Origin of the sequence: Pseudomonas lutea (genome assembly GCF_000759445.1) — a bacterium.
Classification (GTDB): domain Bacteria; phylum Pseudomonadota; class Gammaproteobacteria; order Pseudomonadales; family Pseudomonadaceae; genus Aquipseudomonas; species Aquipseudomonas lutea.
Window position 1 is genome coordinate 2573918 of record NZ_JRMB01000001.1, and the last position, 23602, is coordinate 2597519.

A 23602-nucleotide genomic window follows, 5' to 3' on the forward strand; every position below is an offset into this window, starting at 1 on the left:
GTATTCGCGGGCAAACGCATGCCTGCAGGTGATCAACTCAATACCTGCGGACCCCTCATGACAGCCCCAGCCGACCTCTCGCCCACGCTGCAACTCGCCTGCGACCTGATCCGTCGCCCATCCGTTACGCCACTGGATGCCGACTGCCAGGCTGTGATGATGAAACGCCTGAGCGCTGCCGGTTTTGCGCTGGAGCCGATGCGCATCCAGGATGTCGACAACTTCTGGGCGACCCACGGCACGCAGGACGGTCCGGTGCTGTGCTTCGCCGGCCACACGGATGTAGTACCGACCGGCCCGGTTCAGGCCTGGCAAAACGACCCTTTCAGTGCGCTGATCGACCAGGACGGCATGCTGTGCGGCCGCGGCGCCGCCGACATGAAAGGCAGTCTGGCGTCGATGATCGTGGCCACCGAGCGTTTTGTGGCCGACCATCCGAACCACAAGGGCAAGGTCGCCTACCTGATCACCAGCGACGAAGAAGGGCCGGCCCATCACGGCACCAAGGCCGTGGTCGAGCGTCTGGCGGCGCGCCAGGAACGACTGGACTGGTGCATCGTTGGCGAGCCTTCGAGCACCACACTGGTCGGCGACGTGGTCAAAAATGGCCGTCGCGGCTCGCTGGGTGCGACGCTCACCGTCAAAGGCATCCAGGGCCATGTCGCCTACCCGCACCTGGCAAAAAACCCGATTCACCTGGCCGCGCCTGCGCTGGCCGAGCTGGCCGCCGAGCACTGGGACCACGGCAATGATTTCTTCCCGCCGACCAGCTTCCAGATTTCCAATCTGAATTCCGGCACCGGCGCCACCAATGTGATCCCGGGGGATCTGGTGGCGGTGTTCAATTTCCGTTTCTCCACCGAGTCCACCGTTGAGGGGCTGAAACAACGCGTGGCCGCCATCCTCGACAGGCACGAACTGGACTGGCACGTGGAGTGGGCGCTGTCCGGCCTGCCATTCCTCACCGAACCGGGTGCGCTACTGGACGCGGTGTCGGCGAGCATCAAACACGTCACCGGTCGCGACACCCGCGCGTCGACCAGTGGCGGCACTTCCGACGGTCGCTTTATCGCAACCCTGGGCACCCAAGTGGTCGAGCTGGGCCCGGTCAACGCGACGATCCATCAGGTCAACGAGCGTATCCTTGCCAGCGACCTCGACGTGCTGACTGAAATCTACTACCAGACCCTGGTCAAGTTGCTCGCCTGATGCTGACCTGTCCGATCTGCTCCGCCCCGCTCGATTCAGCGGATAACGGTGTCGTGTGCCCGGCCGGGCACCGCTTCGACCGTGCCCGTCAGGGCTACCTGAACCTGTTGCCCGTGCAACACAAAAACAGCCGCGACCCTGGGGATAATCAGGCGATGGTCGAGGCCCGCCGCGACTTCCTCAATGCCGGGCACTATGCGCCAGTGGCGAAACGCCTGGCTGAACTCGCAGCCGAGCGCGCGCCGGCGCACTGGGTCGACATCGGTTGCGGCGAGGGTTATTACACCGCACAAATCGCTCAAGCCCTGCCCGAGGCTGACGGTTATGCGCTGGACATTTCCCGTGAAGCCGTGAAGCGCGCCTGCAAGCGCGATCCGGCTATCACCTGGTTGATCGCCAGCATGGCGCGCGTGCCGTTGCCGGATGCCAGCATGCAGTTCATCGCCAGCGTCTTTAGCCCCCTGGACTGGGCCGAGGCCAGGCGCCTGCTGTCGCCGGGGGGCGGCTTGATGCGTGTGGGCCCGACCAACGACCACCTGATGGAACTGCGCCAACGTCTGTACGACGAAGTGCGTGATTACAGCGACGACAAACACCTCGCTCTGGTGCCCGAAGGCATGAGCCTGCAGCACAGCGAAACCCTGCGCTTCACGTTGAAACTGGTCGATGGCCAGGCGCGCGCCAACCTGCTGGCGATGACCCCGCACGGCTGGCGCGCCAGTGCCGAGCGCCGGGCAAAGGTCATCGAGCAGGTAGAACCCTTCGAGGTGACGGTGTCCATGCGCTACGATTATTTCGTGCTCCATTGACCGTTTGCAGTAACTGAACCGACTGAATCCGCGAGTGGATTTCCAGAACAACCACGAGGCATCCATGCGCCAACCCGATATCGAGATTTACCTGAAAGACGCTGACGTCGACCACAAGGCAATCACCGCCTGGCTGACTCAAGCGATTGGCCCCTGCACCGAATGGACGCAGAAAGGCCAGACCTGGAAATGCCAGGCGGGCGACGTGCCCGTGACCTGGATTCCCAAAGCCGTGGGCAAATGGAACAGCCTGTGCCTGGACAGCGACAAGACGCCGTGGGACGACGACGTCGCCTGCGGCCGCGCCGCTTTCGCCGCCCTGCACGTTGAAGTCCGCTGCGCCCCGGGCACTTGGGTCGAGGAAGAAAACGACGCGGAGGCCGACCAGTGGATCCGCATCAGTGACGACGGTGAAGAAGAAATTACCTGGCGCACGTCGTAACGTATCGGGCCGCGGGGCTGTCCGGCCCCGCCTCTTTGCCCACGTTTGTCAGATACGGCAAACTGGCGGCCTCGCGGGCATTGCCCCTCTCAGCAGAATTCTATGACCCGTTCCCCGTTTCGCCGTCTTGTGTTCGGCACCGTGCGCCGCCTGCTTTATCTGTGGGTGCGCTCCGAGACGATCAATCAGTCGTCCTTCACCCTTAATCTTGACCGCAGCCGTCCGGTTTTCTACGCGCTGCAAAACCCCTCGATGAGTGATCTGCCGGTCCTCGACACGGAGTGCCGCAAGGCTGGCCTGCCGCGCCCGGTGCTGTCCGTGGCGGTGGGCAACCTGATAGAACCGGCGGCGTTCTTTTATCTGACGCCCGCGCCGGACTGGCTGGGCCGGCACGACAAGCGCGGCGCGCCCCCAACCCTTGAACGTCTGGTCGGCGCGGTGACTCATAACGCCACGGAAGATGCGCAAATCATTCCGGTCAGCGTGTTCTGGGGTCAGTCTCCGGACAAGGAAGACAGCCCGTGGAAGTTGCTGTTCGCCGACAGCTGGGCGGTGACCGGACGCCTGCGTCGCCTCGTGACCATTCTGATCCTGGGCCGCAAAACGCGGGTGCAGTTCTCGGCGCCGGTTCATGTGCGTGAACTGGTCGACGAGAACAAAGGTTACGAGCGCACTGTGCGCATGGCTCAACGCCTGCTGCGCGTTCACTTTCGCAACCTGAAGACCTCAGTGATCGGGCCGGACCTTTCCCACCGTCGCCATCTGGTGAAAGGCCTGGTTGCCGACCCGCTGGTCAGGCAAGCCATTCTGGACGAGGCCGCGCGGGAGAAGATCACCGAAGCCAAGGCGCGCGACAAAGCCCTGCACTATGGCAACGAGATCGCCTCGGACTACACCTACACTGCCATCCGTTTTCTGGAAGTGGTGCTGAGCTGGTTCTGGAACAAAATCTACGACGGCATCAAAGTCAGTCATCTCGAAGGCGTGCAGAACGTCGCCCAAGGCAATGAGATTATCTACGTCCCTTGCCATCGCAGTCATATCGACTATCTGCTGCTGTCGTATCTGCTGTTTCGCAACGGCCTGACCCCGCCGCACATCGCTGCCGGGATCAACCTCAACATGCCGGTGATCGGCAGCTTGCTGCGACGCGGCGGCGCCTTTTTCATGCGTCGCACGTTCAAGGGCAATCCGCTCTATACCGCGGTGTTCAACGAGTACCTGCACACTCTGTTTACCAAAGGCTTCCCGGTCGAGTACTTCGTCGAGGGCGGGCGCTCGCGCACTGGGCGCATGCTGCAACCAAAAACCGGCATGCTCGCCATCACCCTGCGCAGCTTCTTGCGCAACTCGCGCATGCCCATTGTCTTTGTGCCGGTGTACATCGGTTATGAGCGCGTGCTTGAAGGCCGGACCTACCTCGGCGAATTGCGCGGTGCAGCGAAGAAGAAAGAGTCGATCTTCGACATCTTCAAAGTCATCGGCGCACTGAAACAACGCTTTGGCCAGGTCTCGGTCAACTTCGGCGAGCCGATCAAGCTGACGGAATTTCTCGACCACGAGCAGCCCGACTGGCGCACCCAGTCGCTGGCGCCATTGTTCAAACCGGCCTGGCTCAACGAGACCACGCACCGCCTCGGCGAGCGGGTGGCCCGACACTTGAACGAAGCAGCGGCAATCAATCCGGTCAATCTGGTGGCGCTGGCATTGTTGTCAACCGCCAAACATGCGCTGGATGATCAAGCCCTGGCGCGCGTGCTGGACTTGTACCTGACTCTATTGCGCTCCGTGCCCTACTCGCCCCACACAACGCTGCCCGACGGCGATGGCCGGGCGCTGATAGAGCACGTCAAGGGGATGGATCTGCTCTCGGAACTCAGCGATGCGCTGGGCAAGATTCTGTACCTGGACGAGCAGAATGCCGTCCTGATGACCTATTACCGCAACAATGTGCTGCACATCTTCGCGCTGCCGTCGCTACTGGCGTGCTTCTTTCAGAGCTCGTCGCGCATGAGCCGTGAACAGATTCTGCGCTTCACACGGGCGCTTTATCCGTACCTGCAATCGGAGTTGTTCATCCGCTGGTCACTCGACGAGCTGGATGAGGTTATCGATCAGTGGCTGACGGCGTTCGTCGAGCAAGGGCTGTTGCGTGTCGAGAAAGGCGTGTACCTGCGCCCAGCACCCAGCTCGCGGCATTTCGTGCTGCTGACGCTGCTGTCGAGGGCCATTGCTCAGACACTCCAGCGCTTCTACATGGCGATTTCCCTGCTGCTCAACAGCGGCCAGCACACGTTGACGGCCGAAGGACTCGAGGAGCTGTGTACGACGATGGCACAGCGCTTATCGATCCTTCACGGTTTGAATGCGCCGGAGTTCTTCGACAAAAGCCTGTTCCGGCATTTCATTCAGACGCTACTGGACCAGGGCGTGCTGCGCACCGACGAGGCCGGCAAATTGAGTTATCACGACATGTTGGGCGATCTGGCAGAAGGCGCAGCCAAGCGTGTACTGCCGGCGGAAATCAGGCTGTCGATCCGCCAGGTCGCGCTGCATCGCAACGATGACGTCGTCGGCCCCGCCCCGATTGCATGAGCGAATGCCCCTGTAGGAACCGGATTGTTGGCGAACCTGGTCGTGTCAGTCACCATTGAGGTGTCTGACCCACCGCATTCGCCAGCAAGCCGGCTCCTACAGTAATCTCCGTAATCACCGAAATCACGGGCAAACGCGGCAATCCCCGCAACAACCCAAAATCACGGTCAAACGCAGCAATCCCCGCAACAACCCGAAATCTCGGGCAAACGCGGCAATCCCCGCATCAACCCAAAATGACGGGCAAACGCGGCAATCCCCGCATCAACCCAAAATCACGGTCAAACGCAGCAATGCCCGCAACAAACCGAAATCACGGGCAGCCGCAGCAATCCCCTCAACAACCCGAAATAACAGGCGAACGCACCAAACTGTAGGAGCCGGCTTGCTGGCGAACCGGGGGTGTCAGCCCCCACAAGTGTGCCTGACCCACCGCATTCGCCAGCAACCCGGCATCTACAGTAATCTCGCTCTCCGAGCCATTCGGTTTTTTGGTTGAAAAGGAGCATCACATGAAAGGCATTCTGCTCGCGTTAATGACCACCGCACTGGCCGCCTGTGCTCATGTGCCGGACAACGTACCGGGGACGGTAGATGGCGAAGTCTTCTATCTCCAGCGCATGGCGCTGCCTCCTGCGGCCACGCTGAAAGTGTCCCTGCAAGACGTCAGCCTGGCCGATGCACCCGCACAGGTCCTCGCCAGCCAGAGCGGCCCGATCAAGGGTCAGGTGCCGCTGCCGTTCCATTTGACCTACGATCAGAAGCAGGTCCAGCCGGGGCATACTTACGCCGTCAGTGCGCGCATTGAAGTGGACGGCAAGCTGCTGCTGATCAGCACCGAGCGCTACACCGTGGACCTGACGCTGGACGAAAAGCCCCCCGTCAAAATTCGTTTGAGCCCGGCGCATTGATCGTGCCGACTCACAGACCGTTGAAAAGGACATTACCCATGTTGCGTCGCTCCCTCTCGTTTACTGGCGTCTGCGCCGGCCTGCTGTTGTCGGCCAGTGCCTTCGCGTTGTCGCTCGGTGACCTGTCCCAATCGGACGCCACCGGCGGCCTGAAGGATGCCCTCACCCAAGGCGCGCAAGTCGCCGTCAAGCAACTGGGCGCGCCAGGAGGCTTCAATAACAACAAAGACGTACGCATCGAACTCCCCGGCAGCCTCGGCAAAGTCGCCAAGAAGATGAAACAGTTCGGCATGGGCGCACAGGTTGACCAGTTGGAAACCAGCATGAACCAGGCGGCAGAAGCCGCGATGCCTCAGGCACAGACGCTGCTGGTCGACGCCGTCAAGAAGATGAGCGTGGCAGACGCCAAAGGGATTCTAAGCGGCGGCAAGGACTCGGCCACCGAATACCTGAGCAAATCCAGCCGCGAACAGATTCGCGCCAAGTTCTTGCCGATTGTGAAACAGGCCACTGACAAAGTGGGACTGGCGCAGAAATACAACGCGTTCGCCGGCCAAGCCGCAACCCTGGGTGTGCTGGACACGAAAAGCGCGAATATCGAAGGCTATGTGACGGAGAAGGCACTGAACGGGCTGTTTGAAATGATCGCCAAACAGGAAGAAACCATTCGCGCCAACCCGGCAGCGGCTGCCACCGGACTGGCGAAAAAGGCATTTGGCGCGTTGTGACAGGCGCCGAGGTGCGAGGCGGCCACCGAGTTTGACCGTTTAACGGGAACGGTTCCGTCCACCGTGCCGAGTGATCCGGCACCTGACACGGTCCATGTGGGAGTGAGCTTGCTCACGAAGACGGCGTTTCACTCACTGGATAGTCAGCGAATGTACCTGCCCATCTGCGAGCAAGCTCACCCCCACAGTTGATTCAGAGCGCAGGCGCCATCTGGTTCAGGGCAATCCCTCATCCTTCTTCACCCTGAACCAGGCCGCATACAGTGCCGGCAGGAACAACAACGTCAGCGCCGTGGCGACGATCAGACCGCCCATGATGGCGACTGCCATCGGCCCGAAGAATACACTGCGTGACAACGGAATCATGGCCAGCACGGCCGCCAGCGCGGTGAGCACGATCGGGCGGAAGCGCCGAACCGTGGCCTCGATGATTGCTTGCCAGCGCCCCACTCCAGATGCAATGTCCTGCTCGATCTGGTCAACGAGTATCACCGAGTTGCGCATGATCATCCCCGACAGCGCGATGGTGCCCAGCATGGCGACAAAGCCGAACGGCTGGTTAAACAGCAGCAGGAACAGCGTCACGCCGATCAGCCCCAGCGGCGCTGTGAGAAACACCATGAAGGTGCGTGAGAAACTGCGCAGCTGAACCATCAGCAATGTCAGCACGACCACGATAAACAGCGGCACCCCGGCATTCACCGAATTCTGCCCGCGCGCCGAATCCTCCACCGTGCCTCCGACCTCCAGCAAATAGCCGTCAGGCAACTGAGCGCGCACATCGTCCAGCGTCGGCGAAATTTGTTTCACCAGCGTCGCCGGTTGCTCTTTGCCATAGATATCGGCGCGCACCGTCACGTTGGGCAAGCGGTTACGGTGCCAGATGATGCCCTCCTCGAAGCCGTACTCCAAGGTCGCGACCTGGGACAGAGCAACGCTGCCGCCGTTGCTGGTCGGCACCGAAAGACTGGCAAGACTCCCCAACTCATGGCGCTCCTGCTCTGTGCCGCGGACCAGGATTTCGATCAGCTCGTCGTCCTCACGGTACTGACTCACGCTCGAGCCGGTCAGCTGGCTCTGCAAAAAGCGCGACACGTCACCCGTCGTGATACCCAGCGCCCTGGCCCGGTCCTGATCCACATTGAGATGCACGACTTTGCTGGGCTCTTCCCAATCCAGGTGAACGTTGACCACATGAGGGTTCTCTCGCACCTTCGCCGCCACTTTACGCGCCAGCGCTCGCACCTCGTCGATGTGCTCGCCTGTCACGCGAAACTGCACGGGGTAGCCCACGGGCGGTCCGTTTTCCAGACGCGTTACTCGCGGCCGCAGCGTTGGAAAGTGCTCATCCAGCGTCTGGATCAGCCAGGTGCGCAGCGCCTCACGCTCCTCGATGGTCTTCGCCAGCACAACGAACTGGGCGAAACTTGCAGCTGGCAACTGCTGGTCCAGCGGCAGGTAAAAGCGCGGCGATCCGGTGCCAACGTAAGCGACATAATTTTCCACACCCTCATGCTCCCTGAGCATTGCTTCCAGCCGCTTGACCTGCTCGGCAGTGCTGCTCAGCGACGCGCCTTCGGCGAGTTTCAGGTCGACCATCAGTTCCAGCCGACCGGATGCCGGGAAGAACTGCTGGGGCACGAAACGAAACATGAAAATCGACAACGCAAACAACGCGATCGTCAGTACGATTACCGTTTTGCGGCGACGCACGCACCACCCCACCAAACCGCGCACGCGTCGGTAGAACGGCGTGGCATAGGGATCGGGCGCGCTGGCTCCGGAGCCATGCCTGGCCGCGTGAATTTTTGCCAGATCCGGCAACAGCCGGGCGCCCAGATACGGCACAAACACGACGGCGGCAATCCACGATGCGATCAACGCGATGGTCACCACCTGGAAGATCGACCGGGTGTATTCGCCGGTACTCGATTGCGCGGTGGCGATGGGCAAGAAGCCTGCGGCGGTGATCAGCGTGCCGGTCAGCATCGGGAAGGCCGTGCTGGTCCAGGCAAAGCTGGCGGCCTTCAACCGGTCATACCCCTGCTCCATCTTGATCGCCATCATTTCCACGGCAATGATCGCGTCGTCCACCAGCAAGCCCAACGCCAGCACCAGCGCGCCGAGAGAGATCTTGTGCAAACCGATGCCCAGGTAGTACATACAGGCGAAAGTCATCGCCAGCACCAGCGGGATCGCCAATGCCACCACCATGCCGGTGCGCACGCCGAGGGAGAAGAAGCTCACCAGCAGCACGATGCCTAGGGCTTCGGCGAGCACCTGAACGAACTCGCCGACACTGGTCTTCACCGCCGCGGGCTGATCGGACACCTTGCGCAGTTGCATCCCGGCGGGGAGGTTATCTTGCAGGCGCGCAAACTGAGCCTCCAGCGCGCGCCCCAGCACAAGGATGTCGCCGCCGTCTTTCATGGCGACAGCAAGCCCAATGGCGTCCTGCCCCATAAAGCGCATTTGCGGTGCAGGCGGGTCGTTGAAGCCGCGCCGAACATCCGCCAGATCGCTGATACGGAACGTGCGGTCGCCCACGCGAATGGGGAAATCGCGGATTTCATCGACGGTCTCAAAGCGCCCGGTGACACGCAGCTGAACGCGCTCGCTTGGCGTCTCGAAAAAGCTCGCTGCGACCACGGCATTCTGTGCTTCCAGCGCCTGCTGCACCGACTGCATCGGCAGCCCCAGGGTGGCGAGCTTGACGTTCGACAGCTCGATCCAGATCTTCTCGTCCTGCAGCCCCAACAGCTCGACCTTGCCCACGTCCTTGATGCGTTGAAGCTGGATCTGAATGCGGTCGGCATAGTCCTTGAGCACGGCGTAGTCGAAGCCTTCGCCCGTCAGCGCGTACAGATTGCCAAAGGTGGTGCCGAACTCGTCGTTGAAAAACGGGCCCTGTACGCCGGCCGGAAGGTTCTGCCGTATGTCGCCGATCTTTTTACGGATCTGGTACCACAGCTCCGGTAGCCGGGCCGACACCAGTGAGTCCCGAGCGATGAAGGTGACCTGGGATTCACCGGGACGCGAAAACGAGACAATGCGCTCGTAATCCCCGGTTTCCATGAGCTTCTTCTCGATCCGGTCGGTGACCTGCCGAGACACTTCCTGCGCGCTGGCGCCAGGCCAAAGGGTGCGGATGACCATGGCCTTGAAGGTGAATGGCGGGTCTTCACTCTGGCCAAGCTTGGTATAGGAGAGCGCGCCAACGACGGCCAGCAATATCATCAGGTACAGGACCATCTGCCGGTTTCGCAGGGCCCATTCGGAAAGATTGAACCGCATCCCTTGCTACTCCTTTGCCGCCAGTCTGACCGCCCGGTTGCTGCGATCGACCGGTCGCACCTGTTCGCCTTCGTGGAGCACGTGTACGCCGGCCGCGACCACCCAGTCGCTGGCCTGCAGGCCACTGAGCACCGGCACCGATTCCTGCCCGTACGCACCGACCTGCACCGGCGTGCGTTTAAGCGTGGAGTCGTTCTGCAAGCGCCAGACGTAGGTCGCGCCGTTTTCCGCGGTGAGCGCCGACAGCGGCACAGACAACGGTGCGGCGTGTTCGGACTGGATGTACACCCGAGCGCTCTGGCCCAGCTCAGCCGGTACCTTCCCGCCGGCAAACGCTATGCGTGCGGCGAAGGTGCGCGAACGCGGATCAGCGGCCGGAGACAGCTCGCGGATGCGGCCGGGGAAGCGCTGCTCGCGCTGGGTCCACAGCTCGACGGACACCGGATCGCCAATCTTGAAACGGCCGTAGTTCTGCTCCGGCAGACTGATCGAGACTTCCCGTTCGCCATCGGCGGCAAGGGTAAAGACCGTCTGCCCGGCCGCCACCACTTGCCCGACCTCCACCAGCCTTCTGGCAATCACACCCTCTTGAGGTGCGCGAAGCACCGCGTAGCCGGTCTGATTATCGGCGACGGTCAATTCCGCCTTGAGCTGTCTAAGACGGGCGTCTGCGGCGCGGTAAAGATTCTCGGCGTTGTCGTATAGAGACTTGCTCACCATCTGGCGGTCCATCAGCGTCTTGTAGCGGTCACGCTCGGAGCGGACCGTCTGCAGATTGGTGTCGGCTGCCGCCACCTGCGCCCGGATGGCATCCTGTTGCAGGCGCACATCCTGCGCGTCGAGCTCGGCCAGCGGCTGATTGAGCTTGACCCGCTCGCCTTCCTCGACCAGGCGTTTGCTGACCTTGCCGGGAATGCGAAAGGCGAGCTCGGGTTCGAGGCGGGCGCGAACTTCGCCGGGGTAGCTGTCCATGGACTGGGCAGATGGCAGCGGTTGCACCACCATGGCAGGCCGCACCGTGGTGGCAGCCGGTGCTTGCGGCCCGCAACCGGACAGCGCCGCGATCAAACAGACCGGCAGGGCAAAGAGCCGAGCAAGAAACAGGGCATCGCGCAGCATGGTGAGGCACCTTGGGCAGAGAGCTTGGAATAATTGTACTGGCGAGTATATTTAAAATTACCGAACTGAACAGTCCACTAATAGATCAAGATGCCTAAAGACTCCATGAACGACTCCACATCCCCCAGTGGGCCCGGCCGGCCCAAGGATCTGGCCAAGCGCCAGGCGATTCTTGACGCCGCCAAAAACCTGTTTGTGCGTCACGGCTACGCCAATACCAGCATGGACGCCGTTGCGGCTGAAGCCGGGGTCTCCAAGCTCACCGTTTACAGTCACTTCACCGACAAAGACACGTTATTTTCCTGCGCGGTAGTCGCCCGCTGCGAAGAGCAAGTGCCCGAGCTGTTCGTCGACGTGCCAATGGATGCGCCTGTCGAGAAAGTATTGCTGGGTATTGCCAGAGGGTTTCAGACGCTGATCAACAGCCCCGAGTCGATTGATCTACACCGGCTGATGATCACCCTGGGGACGCAAGGGTCTTCGCTGTCGCAGGTGTTTTTCGAGGCGGGCCCACAGCGCATCCTGCAAGAGATGGAGCGGTTTCTGACCAAACTGAACGGCACACACGGCCTGCACTTTGACTCGCCGGCCAGCGCCGCCGGGCATTTTTTGAGTTTGATCAAAGGCGTCTGCAACTTCCGGCTACTCATCGGCGCGGGCGAGACTCCCGATGAGCAGACCGGCGAACAGCATGTGCGGGAAGTGGTGGCGTTGTTCATGAAGGCGTATCGGGTTCAGGAGGCGCCATAACCTGATCGACGCTGGAGTGACGCCCCGGCTCAATCTGCAGGGGTCGGCTTGCTGGGGAACGCGTGGTGTCAGCTGCCCGTTACTGACATGGCACACCGCATTCGCCAGCAAGCCGGCTCCTACAGTTTGGGATCGCCGGGGATCATTGATATCGGGGTGATTTCAAATGTGGCACCGGCTTTAACCCCGCCGTCGCACACAACCTTCAAGAGCCCCTACACAAAGCCCGCAGTCAGGCGCCCTTCAGCGCCTTCTTCGGGTAGATGTCGTAACGGCTGGACTTGCCGTCCAGCGCGTATGACGGTTTCGCACCAGCAATGCACGGGGCCTTGCGCGGGCGTTTGACCACCACGCGATGACTGGCCAGCGCCAGCGCCGCCTCAAGCAGCGCCGGGGCGTCCATGTCGTCGCCCACCAGTGGCCGGAACAGGCGCATTTCCTTTTTCACCAGAGCGGTCTTTTCGCGGTGGGGAAACATCGGGTCGAGGTAGATGACCTGGGGTGGGTCGCCCTGCCATTGCCGGATCAGGTCGATGGAGTTGCCGGTCAACAAACGCATCTGCGCGATGATCGGGCCCACGTCCAGATCCTGTGCCCCGCGCGCCAGACCGTCCTCAAGCAGTGCGGCGATGATTGGCTGCCGCTCGATCAGGCTCACTTCGCAACCCAGACTCGCCAGCACGAACGCATCCTTGCCCAGCCCCGCCGTGGCATCCAGCACCCGCGGTCGCACGCCCGGCTGGACACCGACAGCCTTGGCGATCATCTGCCCGCTGCCGCCGCCAAACAGCCGCCTGTGCGCTGCTTTGCCTTCCACGAAATCCACCCGCACCGGGCCCGGCGCGTCGTCACCCAACTGCTGCAACTGCAGGCCGTCGGCGGCCACTTGCAAGGCGAAGTCCGCTTCGGCATCGTCCAGTGGCAACGCCAGTCGCTGCGCCCAGTGCGCTGCCATTTGCTGCCCGTCGGGGGTCAGGCTGTCGACCCGAATGCGGCTGCCCGCGTGATGCTCAGTCATTGTTTCTACGCGCTCAAAATTTCTTAATGATTGGCAACATCTGCCGATAACGAATGTATCCGGCATTTTGCCAGACCCACGGCATGTACTGAGCGCTTATGTCAGACATTCAGCAATCCTCATCCATAGGCTATTTGTCGTACGCAGGCGATTACAGCGTACGCAATACCGAAACCCTGAGCGGCGTCACGCAGCTCTGGCAGGATGCGTTTGCCCGTGCGATGGCCCAGCAGGTGGACGACAACGCCGCCACGCCTGCCCCCTACAGCGCGACAGCCACCACAGACAACTCAACCGGCGAGCCAATTGCTGGCGCTGCGGTTCTCGGCAAAATCGTCGAGCAGCGTGAATGCTCTGTTCAGGACAAGGAAATTGCGCCACCGGAGCCGTTGTTTCTGCCGATCGCCGAGTTCGAGTGGGACCTGGCCGACAAGCCCGCCAAGCCTTTCACTGCGCTGGAAATGATCGAGCAGCAGCGCAACCTGGAGTTTGATGACACGTGGGTCCGCCCGACGGTCCTCAACCCTTACGATGACACTGTGGAGCCCGGCCCGGGCCCTCAGCCGCGTCCGTTGTTCCTGCCGATCGCCGAGTTTGAATGGGATTTGGCCGACAAGCCTGCAACGCCGTTCAGTGCCGAAGAAATGACCGAGCAGCAGCGTCATCTGGCGTTCGATAACGGTTGGGCACGACCGATTGTGTTGCAGAACCTGCGCATCGCTGCCTAAACCAAGACCGTCGCCCTCTCAGCATGAGGAAGCGCGCCTGCCATTGCTGGCGCTAACGACACACTCGCCAGCGACCCATGTCCAGATGAAAGTGATTGCGGTGCGCGGCGTTGTAGTCGGGGCTCAACACCGTGTTGAACTGCTTGCAGGCGCCGTCCCTGACCATTTTTAGAAACCGTCCGTTCTCTGCGTCGTCGTCCCAGTCCCTGAGCACCGAAATCCTGCGCCCGTCCGCCAACCGAAACCCGGCAATGTCCAGCGCGTTGGCCGAAGCATGCTGGCTCAAACGTCCTTCGCTGCGGTTATAGACGTTGCGGCAAGCGAAGCTGCCCAGGTGATCGATCTGCGTTACCTTCTGCCCGAACACCGACTGCGCGGCGGGCTGCAATTGATGAATATCGAACAGCGCGTAGGCGACCGCGAGGCGGCAGCTGGACAGAAAGCTGCTGCTCAGGGCGACATCGCCACCCTGGATACGCAGGGTGTTAACGAGCGGACATTTGGCGCTGGGCGGGCTGTCCGCCTGTTGGGCATAGCGCAGGCTGGAAGTTTGCAGCGCGGCTACGCACAACGCCGGATCCTCCTGCAATCGCCAGAGCTTGAAAGGGGTCAGCAGATTGGGCTGTTCCTGCACATTCAGCGGAGCCCATGGGTTCCAGCGGTCCGCGACCGGCAACCAGCCACGCCAGATGGAAAACGCAGCCACTGCGCCGATCAGAATGAGCAAAAGAAAGACAGTTGAGCCGCGCATCCAGTAAGGATCTCTTGTGACGGGCGAATGGGTACCCCCTATCTCGACCTCAGAGCAGCCCCAGTTGCTCCACGTGCGGACCGCGATCAAGCTCCGGCAAGTCGGGCAGCCCGGGCAGCAGCGTCATCAATTGATGATGAAAGCGGCGAGCAAGCTCCGGGGAAGCGATGTTGTCCGGCGTGTGCAAGAACACCGAAGGGGTGCGCCCTTCTTCGATCCAGCCGGCAACCTTCTCGGCCCACTGCACAACGAAGCCCTCGTTGATAGCTCGATCCGGCCCACCGATAAACCGCACTTGAGGGAAGGCCGTCAGCGCCGCCGGACGTGGGGGAACCTTGGGCTTTTGCGACTGCGCATGCAGCACGGCAGGATCGCTGGAGACACTGCTGAACAGCGGCCTTGAATCCAGGCAAACCCGTTCCACGCCGCGATCAAGCAACAAGCGATTGAGTTGACGCTCTTCCTCGCCCTTGCTGAAAAAAGCCATGTTCCGGACTTCCACCGCCAGGGGCCGGCCTTGCAGCGCATCAATGAATGCAGCGAGTTCGTGCAAGCGCTGGGGGCCAAAGCTCGCCGACAGCTGCAACCATAAGGGTTGGATTCGGCTGCCCAGCGGCGCGAGCAATTGCAGAAAATCCTCCACTGCGTCGAGGTGCTCGCGCAGGTCGCCTGCATGGCTGATGTCACGGGGGATTTTTGCGCTGAAGCGGAAGTGCTCGGGCAAGGCGTCAGCCCAGCGCTGGACAATCGCAGGCTTGGGTCGCGCGTAGAACGTGGTGTTGCCTTCGACGGCGTTGAACACCTGACCGTAAAGGCCGAGCAGATCACTGTCCGGGGCGTCCGCCGGGTACAGGGATTCACGCCAGGCTTTTTCGCTCCAGGACGGACATCCGATGTAGTAAGGCGGGTGGGGAAGATTCAAACGTGGAGATCGAGCCCGGCGACTTCGAGGTCCCAGTCGACGAACGTCGAGGTCGTCAGGTAGCTACTGAGCGCATGAGCCACACGGGTGCTCATGGCACGAGGAAAGATAATGTCTTGCTGACGCGCCGGCACGTTTGCCGTGGTCCCGGTCTGACGACGGGCCGTCTGCGGAACCACCTCGATCACATCGTTCACTTCCTCGAACGTGCCTTCCACCGCCGCAGAATCCCTGCGGGGCTTGCGCTTGATCGGGTAGGTACGTTGTAGAGGACCGGTGATTCGCATCATGCTTACTCGGCGTCGGATAGTGGCAATTTAATCTCACAGTTCGCCATCAAGCAAACAGGTGAACGATAACTAGACCACACTTATTGCCAAATGTTTAAAGGCGCGCGGACTTTATGCAGATTTGTCGCCGAACGGTCATCAGCAGTGTGACCTGGGTCGCAGATCGAGCGTAGCGCGGCCAATCCACCCAAGCGTGTTGAGATGAATGCTCAACGCGCCTTCGGCGTCGCCACTTTGTCGCGCAGATAAACCGGTTGAGCATCATCGGCAACGATGGCCTCGCCCCGATGCCAGGCGAACGTGCCCAGGGTCAGCAAATCCTGAGCGTGAGGCAAGAGCTTGGCGTCCTGGCCTGCAACATCTACCGCGATGCGCCCGGCGTAGCCCCAGCCGGTGCCGGCACCGAACCAGTCGCCCGTTGCTGCGCTCGGCAAGGCTGCCATTTCGGGGGGCATGACAGCCTCTTCGCCGACAAGCTTCATTTCCCCTCCCACTTCGCGGTAGCAGCCCCAATAGACCTCATCCATACGCGCGTCGATGGCCGCCGCGACCTGAGCAGCGCCCTGCTCTCGGAACGCGCGTTGAGCCAGCGCAGCGAGGTTGGAAACCGGAAGCACCGGGCGATCCAGACCGAAGGCCAGGCCCTGAACGACACCGATGGCGATACGAACGCCGGTAAACGCACCCGGCCCACGCCCAAAGGCAATGGCATCCAGCGCCGACAGACCGATACCCGCCTCGGCCAGCAGGTCTTTAATCATGGGCAATAGCTTTTGCGCATGCAGGCGCGGGATCACCTCGTAGTGAGTCAGCACCCTGCCGTCATGCAGCAAAGCAACTGAGCAGGCTTCAGTGGCGGTGTCCAGGGCCAGCAAGGTGGTCATCGGGGTTTCCATCATCAGGCGAAAAAGGGCCGCATTATAAACAACTACGGCCCGCAAGCGGGCCGTAGTTCAACGTATGAGCAGGCAAATCAGCTCAGGGCTTCAAGCACCTTGGCAGTGATCTCTTCGACCGTGCCCACGCCTTCGATGTGACTGCACTTGGGCATGCCGTCCTGCGCCTGCAGCTTGGTGTAGAAATCCACCAGCGGCTTGGTCTGCGAGTGGTAGACCGACAGGCGATGGCGCACGGTGGCTTCGACATCGTCCTTGCGCTGGACCAGTGGCTCGCCGGTGACGTCGTCCAGGCCTTCCACCTTCGGCGGATTGTACAGCGTGTGGTAAACGCGACCGGAGCCTTCGTGAACGCGGCGACCGGAGATGCGCTTGACGATCTCTTCGTCATCGACCTTGATCTCGATGACGTAATCGATGGCCAGACCGGCGTTCTTCAGGGCTTCTGCCTGGGGAATGGTGCGGGGGAAGCCGTCGAACAGGCAACCGCCTGCGCAATCCGGTTCCGACAAACGATCCTTGATGAGGCCGATGATCAAGTCATCGGACACCAGACCGCCGCTGTCCATGACGCTCTTGGCCTTCAGGCCCAGCTCTGTGCCGGCCTTCACCGCAGCGCGCAGCATGTCGCCGGTGGAGATTTGCGGGATCTTGAATTTCTCAGTGATGAACTTTGCCTGAGTACCTTTGCCGGCCCCGGGAGCTCCCAGCAGAATCACGCGCATTGTTGTGCTCCTCAAATTTTTATAGAGATATCGTCGGATTCGCCTAAATGGGGCCAATCGCAAAATTTACTGACCCAACGGCCAAAGGCTGATCAAGATACACAGCCGATTCATGCCGCACAAGACGCCGAAAGTCGCAGTAACCCGCGAGAAACCAGTAGCTTGGCATCGATCGGCGCAAGGACGCGCAGACGTGCAACCGGGTAACGCCGCACTGCATCGAGCGTTCGCAACGCGGCTGAATGAAGGCAGTAACTTCACGCAGCCGCGCCGGGTGGCCGTTAACCGGTGTTGCGCAATCCGGCCGCGATGCCCGCCACAGACACCAGCAACGCCTGCACCAACGGACTGTCCAGGCTCGCTTCCTGCTGACGCGAGCGCGCGAGCAACTCCGCCTGCAATAAATGAAGAGGGTCCAGGTAGGTGTTGCGCAGGCTGATGAACTTCAGCGTTTCGGGGCTGTGGGCCAGTAGCCGTGATTGCCCCGTCAAGCCAAGCACCACGTCACACGCCTGCGACAATAGGCCGCGCAAATGCGTCCCCAGATGCAGCAGCTTCGGCTCCACCAGACGTTGATCGTAGAGCTGAGCGATGTCGCTGTCCGCCTTGGCCAGCACCATTTCCAGCATGTCGATGCGAGTGCGGAAGAACGGCCACTGCTCGCGCATCTCGGCGAGCAGATCGCCCTGCCCGCGTTCCAGCGCCTTGCTCAGCGCACTCTCCCAGCCCAGCCATGCCGGCAGCATGAGGCGCGTCTGGGTCCAGGCGAAAATCCAGGGAATGGCCCGCAAGCTTTCGACTCCGCCTTCGCGGCGCTTGGCCGGCCGGCTGCCCAGAGGCAGGCGACCCAGCTCCTGCTCCGGCGTCGCCTGCCGGAAGTATTCGACGAACTCGGGGTCTTCCCTGACCACGGCGCGGTAGGCCTTGACGCCATCAGCGGCCAGTTCGTCCATCACCTGACGCCAGGCAGGCTGCGGCATCGGCGGAGGCTGCAAGGTCGCCTCCAGCACAGCCGCCAGATAGAGGTTCAGATTTTGCTCGGCGATGTCCGGCAAACCGAACTTGAAGCGGATCATCTCGCCCTGCTCGGTGGTGCGGAACCGCCCAGCCACAGAGCCCGGCGGCTGCGACAGGATGGCCGCATGCGCGGGGCCACCGCCACGACCCACGGTGCCGCCGCGGCCATGGAACAGCAGCAGTTCCACCTGTTGCGCACGGCAGATATCGACCAGCTTTTCCTGCGCCCGGTATTGCGCCCACGCTGCAGCAGTGGTCCCGGCATCCTTGGCCGAATCCGAATAGCCGATCATGACTTCCTGCGGCCCTTCCAGGCTCTGGCGATAAGCAGGGATGCTCAGCAGCTGCTCAATCACCGGGCCGGCGTTATCCAGGTCGGCGAGCGTTTCGAACAACGGCACCACACGCATCGATCGCTGCAGACCGGCTTCTTTCAGCAACAGTTGCACGGCCAGTACATCGGACGCTGCGCCCGCCATTGAAATGACATAGGAGCCCAGCGATGCGGCAGGCGCAGCTGCCACTTCGCGGCACGTCGCCAGCACCTCGGCGGTGTCAGCTTCGGGACTGAAATGCGCCGGCAGCAGCGGCCGCTTGTTGTCCAGCTCACGCAACAGGAAGTCGATGCGCGTCTGTTCATCCCACTCGTTATAGCGACCGAGCCCCAGGTAATCCGTGATTTCGCTCATGGCCGAGCTGTGCCGAGTGGAATCCTGACGCACGTCCAGCTTGACCAGGAACAGGCCGAAAGTAACCGCGCGCCGCAGGCAGTCGAGCAGCGGACCGTCGGCGATCACGCCCATGCCGCATTCGTGCAACGACTCGAAACACAATTGCAGCGGTTCCAGAAGCTCACGGTTCTCGTGCAGCACCTCATCGGGGGCAGCCTGCGTGACGCCCAACGACGCGTGGGCCCAATTGCGGGTCGCCCGCAGCCGTTCACGCAGTTGTTTGAGAACGCTGCGATAAGGCTCGGCGCTGTCACCGGCGGCAGCCATCAGGGCCGGGCTCGCCTGTTGCATTGAAAGCTCGGCGGCCAGTTGATCGACGTCCCGCAGGTACAAGTCGGCGGCCATCCAGCGCGCCAGTAGCAGCACCTCGCGCGTCACGGCTGCAGTGACATTGGGGTTACCGTCACGGTCGCCACCCATCCACGAAGCGAAGCGGATCGGCGCCGACTCCAGCGGCAGGTGCAAGCCGGTGGCGGCATGCAGGGCCTGATCGGCCTTGCGCAGGTAATTGGGGATGGCTTGCCACAGGGAATTTTCGATCACCGCGAAGCCCCACTTCGCTTCGTCCACAGGCGTGGGACGCACGCGACGGATCTCTTCGGTGTGCCACGCCTCGGCGATCAACCGCTGCAGACGCTCGGTGATCTGCTCACGCTCATGGCGATTCAGATCACGATGGTCCAGCGCTGCCAACTGGGCGGCGATGGCATCGTACTTTTGAATCAACGTGCGCCGCGCCACTTCGGTCGGGTGCGCGGTCAGCACCAGTTCGATTTCCAGGGTGGTGAGTTGTTGCGCCAGCGCTTGCGGGGTCTGACCGGCCTGCTTCAAACGCTCCAGCAGCTCGGGCAAGACCCTGGACTCAAAGGGCTGCGGCTTGCTGTCGTCGCGACGATGAATCAGCTGATACTGCTCAGCGATGTTGGCCAGGTTAAGAAACTGGTTGAATGCGCGCGCCACTGGCAGCACTTCATCTTCGCCCAATCCCTCAAGGCTGGAACTCAGCTGCTCGGTGCCCTGGGTCGATGCATGCCGGTCAGCCTTGGCGCTTTTGCGAATGCGTTCGATCTTGTCGAGAAAATCAGCGCCATGCTGATCGCGAATCGTGTTGCCCAACAGCTCACCCAGCAGGTGAACGTCCTCGCGCAATCGTGCATCGATATCAACCATCCAGCCTCTCCTTCAGCTTTATTGTTCTCACAGGCCGGCGTTCATGGGGATTGGGTCATCCCCTATGAGCCGCTCGAGTCCGCCACCTGAAAATGGCCGCTGCCCAACGGGGCGTCAAGAAGCCTTTTATGGCTGCCCAACGGAACGGCTGCGGGGGTTTCGTTTCTATCTCTATCGAGGGCCAGGTGTATAGAGCGACAAATCCATAGCCCTGCGCAACCCTCGGGACATTTCCCGTGCAGAGGGAGCTAGTCTCAGTCACACGCTTCGCCAAGACCAGGCCCGACATCCAACGCCCGTCGTACGACGGAACTGATGAGGTATTCATGAAAATCCGAGAGCTCGCCGAACAATGGGAACAGAACGCCAAGGGTCGTCTGACCGAGACTGCCTACGCCATTCATCTGGATGTCGAGGCGGCCGCACGCCTGGCCGCGATTGCCGAGATGTATCCCAAGCGAACGCCCGAGGAACTGCTGGGTGAGCTGATAGGCGCCGCGCTGGAAGAACTGGAGGCCAGCTTTCCCTATGTGCGCGGTCAGCACATTGTCGCGACGGATGAAGAAGGCAACCCGCTTTACGAGGACGTGGGCCCGACGCCCCGCTTTCTGGAGTTGTCCCGGCGTCATCTGCAGGAGATCGCGGACCGCGAAGCGCTGTGATCTTCCTGCTGAAGGCCGCGATGCTGGGTATTTTCCTGTGCGAATCGGCGTTACGGGAAGGTCGGCGTTATGCGTCATTTTTTTGAGCGTCAAATTCACAACACGTAACAAATCCTGACCCTGTGTTTGAAAAAATGTGTGAACTATTCAAAAAACGCAGCGGTCCGACCAGTTAGCCATTGCAGGAAAGCCGCCATATGGCAGCGGACGTGACGAAATACTATCCATCCGCATGTGCTCATCGCTCAATGGAACAACCAAGTTTTCAGGAGTTACGAAATGGAGTTGACCACCATGAACACCAGCACTGCCAAAACCACGTTCAATCGCCTGCGCGGCCTGAAGCTGGCTGCGCTGGCGCTGGGCACCAGCGTTCTTCTGGCTGGTTGCGCAGGTAATCCTCCAAGCGAGCAGTACGCCGTGACCCAGTCGGCCGTCAATGCCGCTGTCACTGCTGGCGGTACCGAATACGCCGCGGTTGAAATGAAGTCCGCTCAGGACAAATTCAAGCAAGCCGAGCTGGCGATGCAGGAAAAGCACTACGACGAAGCTCGTAAATATGCCGAACAGGCCGAGTGGGATGCACGTGTAGCCGAGCGTAAGGCCCAGGCCGCCAAGGCACAGAAAGCGGTGCAGGATGCTCGTCAGGGCGTCAATGAGTTGCGTGAAGAAGGCATGCGTCAGGTTCAGCCTGTCACTCAGTAATCCCTCGCAATTCAAGCATTGGCCATCGAGTTAAAGGACGAAAATATTATGCGTAAACAAGTACTTATTCCTGCCCTGCTGGCTCTGAGCGTTGGTCTGGCGGCGTGCTCTTCGCAGCCGAACGTCAACCTGGAACAAGCCCGCACCAATTACTCGGCGCTGCAAAGCAACCCGAAAGCCACTGAACTGGCCGCGCTGGAAACCAAAGACGCGAGCGAGTGGCTGGACAAGGCTGACGCTGCGTACCGCAACAACGATGACCAGAAGAAGGTCGATCAACTGGCTTACCTGACCAACCAGCGTGTTGAGTTGGCCAAGCAGACGATCAACCTGAAGACTGCTGAAAACGACCTGAAAAACGCATCGGCCCAACGCGCTCAGGCACGTCTGGATGCTCGCGACGCTCAAATCAAGGCGCTGCAGAACAGCCTGAACGCCAAGCAAACCGAACGTGGCACCCTGGTGACCTTCGGTGACGTACTGTTCGATCTGAACAAGGCTGAGCTGAAGTCGTCCGGCCTGGTTAACGTCAACAAGCTGGCCCAGTTCCTGTCGGAAAACCCGGATCGCAAAGTCATCGTTGAAGGCTACACCGACAGCACCGGTTCGGCCGCTTACAACGATTCGCTGTCCGAGCGCCGCGCCAACTCCGTGCGCATGGCACTGATCAAGATGGGCGTAGGCCCAGAGCGCATCGTTGCCCAGGGTTATGGCAAAGAGTACCCGGTGGCTGACAACGCCAGCGCCTCGGGTCGTGCCATGAACCGTCGTGTGGAAGTGACAATTTCCAACGACAATCAGCCAGTAGCACCGCGTTCTTCGATGCAGTAATGCGGTAGTAGCGGCAACAAAAAGCCCCGCCTGTTGAAAGACAGGCGGGGCTTTTTTGTGGCGCAAATGTGCGGGTAATCTGAAATTACGAGCCCTGGGGGAGCGAGCTTGCTTGCTTGCGAATCAGCGTGTTCCGACGTTAAAGAGACGAGCGACGGTGCGGCCTCTTCGTGAGCAAGCTCACTCCCACAAATCCTGACCGCGCGGACTTTCACTCATGGCGCTCTGTCGCTCTATCGCTTAGCCGCTCTGCCCCTCACGGTTGAGACGACGACGGCGCGCTACCGGTTTGAGGATCAGGATAATTGGGGATTTCACCCAGCCTGCGCAGGCCGTTGAAGTGCTGCGGATCGTCCAGATAACGAACCATGACCTCGCGCCAGGTGGGGTCGCCGAAGGTCTGAACATGAGGCCCGCGGGTCAGCTGCAGCACGCGCGGCAACGGCGCGGCCTGATACAGGCTGATGCCGTTGTGCAGCGGCACTTGCGTGTCGTCCAGGCTTTGGAATAGCAACATCGGCGTGCCCTTCAGCTGAGGCATGCCATTGATGGCGCTGTCGGCATCGGGGATCACCCATGACAGCGGCCGCTTGAAGGGCCAGGTGAGCCAGGCTGTGCCGAGGGTATAACGCGCCACCTCGCGGTAGCTTGCCGGAACGCCATCAAGCACCAGCGCTTTGACCCGCGCGCGCTGCTGCGGATGTTCGGACAGGTAGTGCACGGCCAGCGCCCCGCCAATACTCTGGCCGAGGACCACCAGAGGCTTGCCCTGCACTTCGGGTGCGGCGTTCAGCCAGTCAAGAGCCGCGTCGATGTCTTGGTAGATGGCTGGCAGACTGGGCTCACCCTCGGACAGGCCATAGCCGCGATAGTCCACCAGCAGCACTTGGTAGCCCTGCTCCGGCAACCACCCACTTCCCGCCAGATGCCACGCCATGTTGCCGCCGTTGCCATGCAGGTGCAGCACGGTGCCCTTCAACGGTACGCCGGGCTTTGCCGGCAGAAACCAGGCGTTGAGCCGGGTGCCGTCGGCGGCGGTAAGAGTGACATCGCGCCAGGCCAGGTGCGCTTTGTCCGGCGTCAGCGGCAGACCGCGTTCCGGGTAGAACAGCAGTTCGCTGCAGCCACTGAGGGTGATAGCGAGGAACAAGATGAGAAAACGCTTCAAGCGATGTCCTTGTTTTCATGATAACGGGCACGACACACAACCGTAGGAGCCGGCTTGCTGGCGAACGCGTCAGTGGAGTCGATATCTGCGCAGCTGACCCAACGCCTTCGCCAGCAAGCCGGCTCCTACAG

The 23602-nt window shown here is 61.3% G+C and carries 21 protein-coding genes; 11 read left to right on the forward strand and 10 right to left on the reverse strand.

The window, feature by feature from the left end; all coding sequences use genetic code 11:
• The first annotated feature begins 57 nt into the window (after positions 1-57).
• The 6 genes from dapE (at position 58) to LT42_RS11075 (ending at position 6694) form a co-directional block, all read left to right on the forward strand.
• On the forward strand, positions 58-1209 hold the full coding sequence (gene dapE / locus LT42_RS11050) for a succinyl-diaminopimelate desuccinylase (RefSeq protein ID WP_037012340.1): 1152 nt from the start codon (positions 58-60) through the stop codon (positions 1207-1209).
• The gene (locus LT42_RS11055; RefSeq protein WP_037012342.1) at positions 1209-2018 is read left to right on the forward strand and encodes a putative RNA methyltransferase; all 810 of its coding nucleotides are present in this window, start codon (positions 1209-1211) and stop codon (positions 2016-2018) included. The genes dapE and LT42_RS11055 overlap by 1 nt, the downstream gene beginning before the upstream one ends.
• A 64-nt stretch (positions 2019-2082) precedes the next feature.
• Complete coding sequence (locus LT42_RS11060) at positions 2083-2460, forward strand: hypothetical protein (RefSeq protein WP_037013250.1); 378 nt, start codon at positions 2083-2085, stop codon at positions 2458-2460.
• A gap of 102 nt (positions 2461-2562) precedes the next feature.
• Positions 2563-5055 carry a glycerol-3-phosphate 1-O-acyltransferase PlsB gene (gene plsB, locus LT42_RS11065; protein ID WP_037012345.1) on the forward strand — a complete coding sequence of 831 codons (2493 nt, stop codon included), beginning with the start codon at positions 2563-2565 and terminating at the stop codon, positions 5053-5055.
• Positions 5056-5567: 512 nt separating this feature from the next.
• On the forward strand, positions 5568-5966 hold the full coding sequence (locus tag LT42_RS11070) for a YbaY family lipoprotein (RefSeq protein WP_037012346.1): 399 nt from the start codon (positions 5568-5570) through the stop codon (positions 5964-5966).
• Positions 5967-6004: 38 nt separating this feature from the next.
• Positions 6005-6694 (forward strand): DUF4197 domain-containing protein, encoded by a 690-nt coding sequence (locus LT42_RS11075; RefSeq protein WP_037012347.1) that lies wholly within the window; start codon positions 6005-6007, stop codon positions 6692-6694.
• Between the two features lie 216 nt (positions 6695-6910).
• On the opposite strand, the gene LT42_RS11080 is transcribed toward LT42_RS11075, so the two are convergent.
• Positions 6911-9988 carry an efflux RND transporter permease subunit gene (locus tag LT42_RS11080; RefSeq protein ID WP_037012348.1) on the reverse strand — a complete coding sequence of 1026 codons (3078 nt, stop codon included), beginning with the start codon at positions 9986-9988 and terminating at the stop codon, positions 6911-6913.
• 6 nt (positions 9989-9994) lie between these two features.
• Complete coding sequence (locus LT42_RS11085; protein ID WP_037012351.1) at positions 9995-11107, reverse strand: efflux RND transporter periplasmic adaptor subunit; 1113 nt, start codon at positions 11105-11107, stop codon at positions 9995-9997.
• A gap of 105 nt (positions 11108-11212) precedes the next feature.
• Between LT42_RS11085 and LT42_RS11090 the strand changes: the two genes are divergently transcribed.
• Entirely contained in the window at positions 11213-11857 is a 645-nt protein-coding gene (locus tag LT42_RS11090; protein WP_037012353.1) for a TetR/AcrR family transcriptional regulator, read from the forward strand.
• A gap of 232 nt (positions 11858-12089) precedes the next feature.
• Here the strand turns inward: LT42_RS11090 and LT42_RS11095 are convergent, their stop codons facing one another.
• Positions 12090-12875, reverse strand: a complete 786-nt coding sequence (locus tag LT42_RS11095) for a class I SAM-dependent methyltransferase (RefSeq protein ID WP_037012355.1) — start codon at positions 12873-12875, stop codon at positions 12090-12092.
• Between the two features lie 98 nt (positions 12876-12973).
• Between LT42_RS11095 and LT42_RS11100 the strand changes: the two genes are divergently transcribed.
• The gene (locus LT42_RS11100) at positions 12974-13603 is read left to right on the forward strand and encodes a hypothetical protein (RefSeq protein WP_037012357.1); all 630 of its coding nucleotides are present in this window, start codon (positions 12974-12976) and stop codon (positions 13601-13603) included.
• Between the two features lie 52 nt (positions 13604-13655).
• Here LT42_RS11100 and LT42_RS11105 read toward each other — a convergent pair whose 3' ends face one another.
• The 6 genes from LT42_RS11105 to ppc all read right to left on the reverse strand — a co-directional run bounded on the left by LT42_RS11105 (position 13656) and on the right by ppc (position 20105).
• The gene (locus LT42_RS11105) at positions 13656-14354 is read right to left on the reverse strand and encodes an extensin-like domain-containing protein (RefSeq protein ID WP_037012360.1); all 699 of its coding nucleotides are present in this window, start codon (positions 14352-14354) and stop codon (positions 13656-13658) included.
• A gap of 49 nt (positions 14355-14403) precedes the next feature.
• Positions 14404-15276, reverse strand: coding sequence for a DUF72 domain-containing protein (locus tag LT42_RS11110; RefSeq protein WP_037012361.1), 873 nt, complete (start codon positions 15274-15276; stop codon positions 14404-14406).
• Positions 15273-15563 carry a hypothetical protein gene (locus LT42_RS11115; protein ID WP_037013252.1) on the reverse strand — a complete coding sequence of 97 codons (291 nt, stop codon included), beginning with the start codon at positions 15561-15563 and terminating at the stop codon, positions 15273-15275. Before LT42_RS11115 ends, LT42_RS11110 begins: the two co-directional genes overlap by 4 nt.
• A 212-nt stretch (positions 15564-15775) precedes the next feature.
• Positions 15776-16450 (reverse strand): tRNA (adenosine(37)-N6)-threonylcarbamoyltransferase complex dimerization subunit type 1 TsaB, encoded by a 675-nt coding sequence (gene tsaB / locus LT42_RS11120; protein ID WP_037012362.1) that lies wholly within the window; start codon positions 16448-16450, stop codon positions 15776-15778.
• 89 nt (positions 16451-16539) lie between these two features.
• A complete protein-coding gene (gene adk, locus LT42_RS11125) occupies positions 16540-17187 on the reverse strand; it encodes an adenylate kinase (RefSeq protein ID WP_037012363.1) in 648 nt (215 codons plus the stop codon).
• 281 nt (positions 17188-17468) lie between these two features.
• Positions 17469-20105 (reverse strand): phosphoenolpyruvate carboxylase, encoded by a 2637-nt coding sequence (gene ppc, locus LT42_RS11130; RefSeq protein WP_037012364.1) that lies wholly within the window; start codon positions 20103-20105, stop codon positions 17469-17471.
• Positions 20106-20431: 326 nt separating this feature from the next.
• Here ppc and LT42_RS11135 point away from each other — a divergent pair, with 326 nt between their 5' ends.
• The 3 genes from LT42_RS11135 to lptF all read left to right on the forward strand — a co-directional run bounded on the left by LT42_RS11135 (position 20432) and on the right by lptF (position 22303).
• A complete protein-coding gene (locus LT42_RS11135; protein WP_037012365.1) occupies positions 20432-20767 on the forward strand; it encodes a hypothetical protein in 336 nt (111 codons plus the stop codon).
• Between the two features lie 279 nt (positions 20768-21046).
• The gene (locus LT42_RS11140) at positions 21047-21472 is read left to right on the forward strand and encodes a DUF4398 domain-containing protein (RefSeq protein WP_037012367.1); all 426 of its coding nucleotides are present in this window, start codon (positions 21047-21049) and stop codon (positions 21470-21472) included.
• Positions 21473-21520: 48 nt separating this feature from the next.
• The gene (lptF, locus tag LT42_RS11145; protein WP_037012369.1) at positions 21521-22303 is read left to right on the forward strand and encodes a lipotoxin F family OmpA-related lipoprotein LptF; all 783 of its coding nucleotides are present in this window, start codon (positions 21521-21523) and stop codon (positions 22301-22303) included.
• A gap of 256 nt (positions 22304-22559) precedes the next feature.
• On the opposite strand, the gene LT42_RS11150 is transcribed toward lptF, so the two are convergent.
• Positions 22560-23471, reverse strand: coding sequence for an alpha/beta hydrolase (locus LT42_RS11150; RefSeq protein WP_037012371.1), 912 nt, complete (start codon positions 23469-23471; stop codon positions 22560-22562).
• Between the last annotated feature and the right edge of the window lie 131 nt (positions 23472-23602).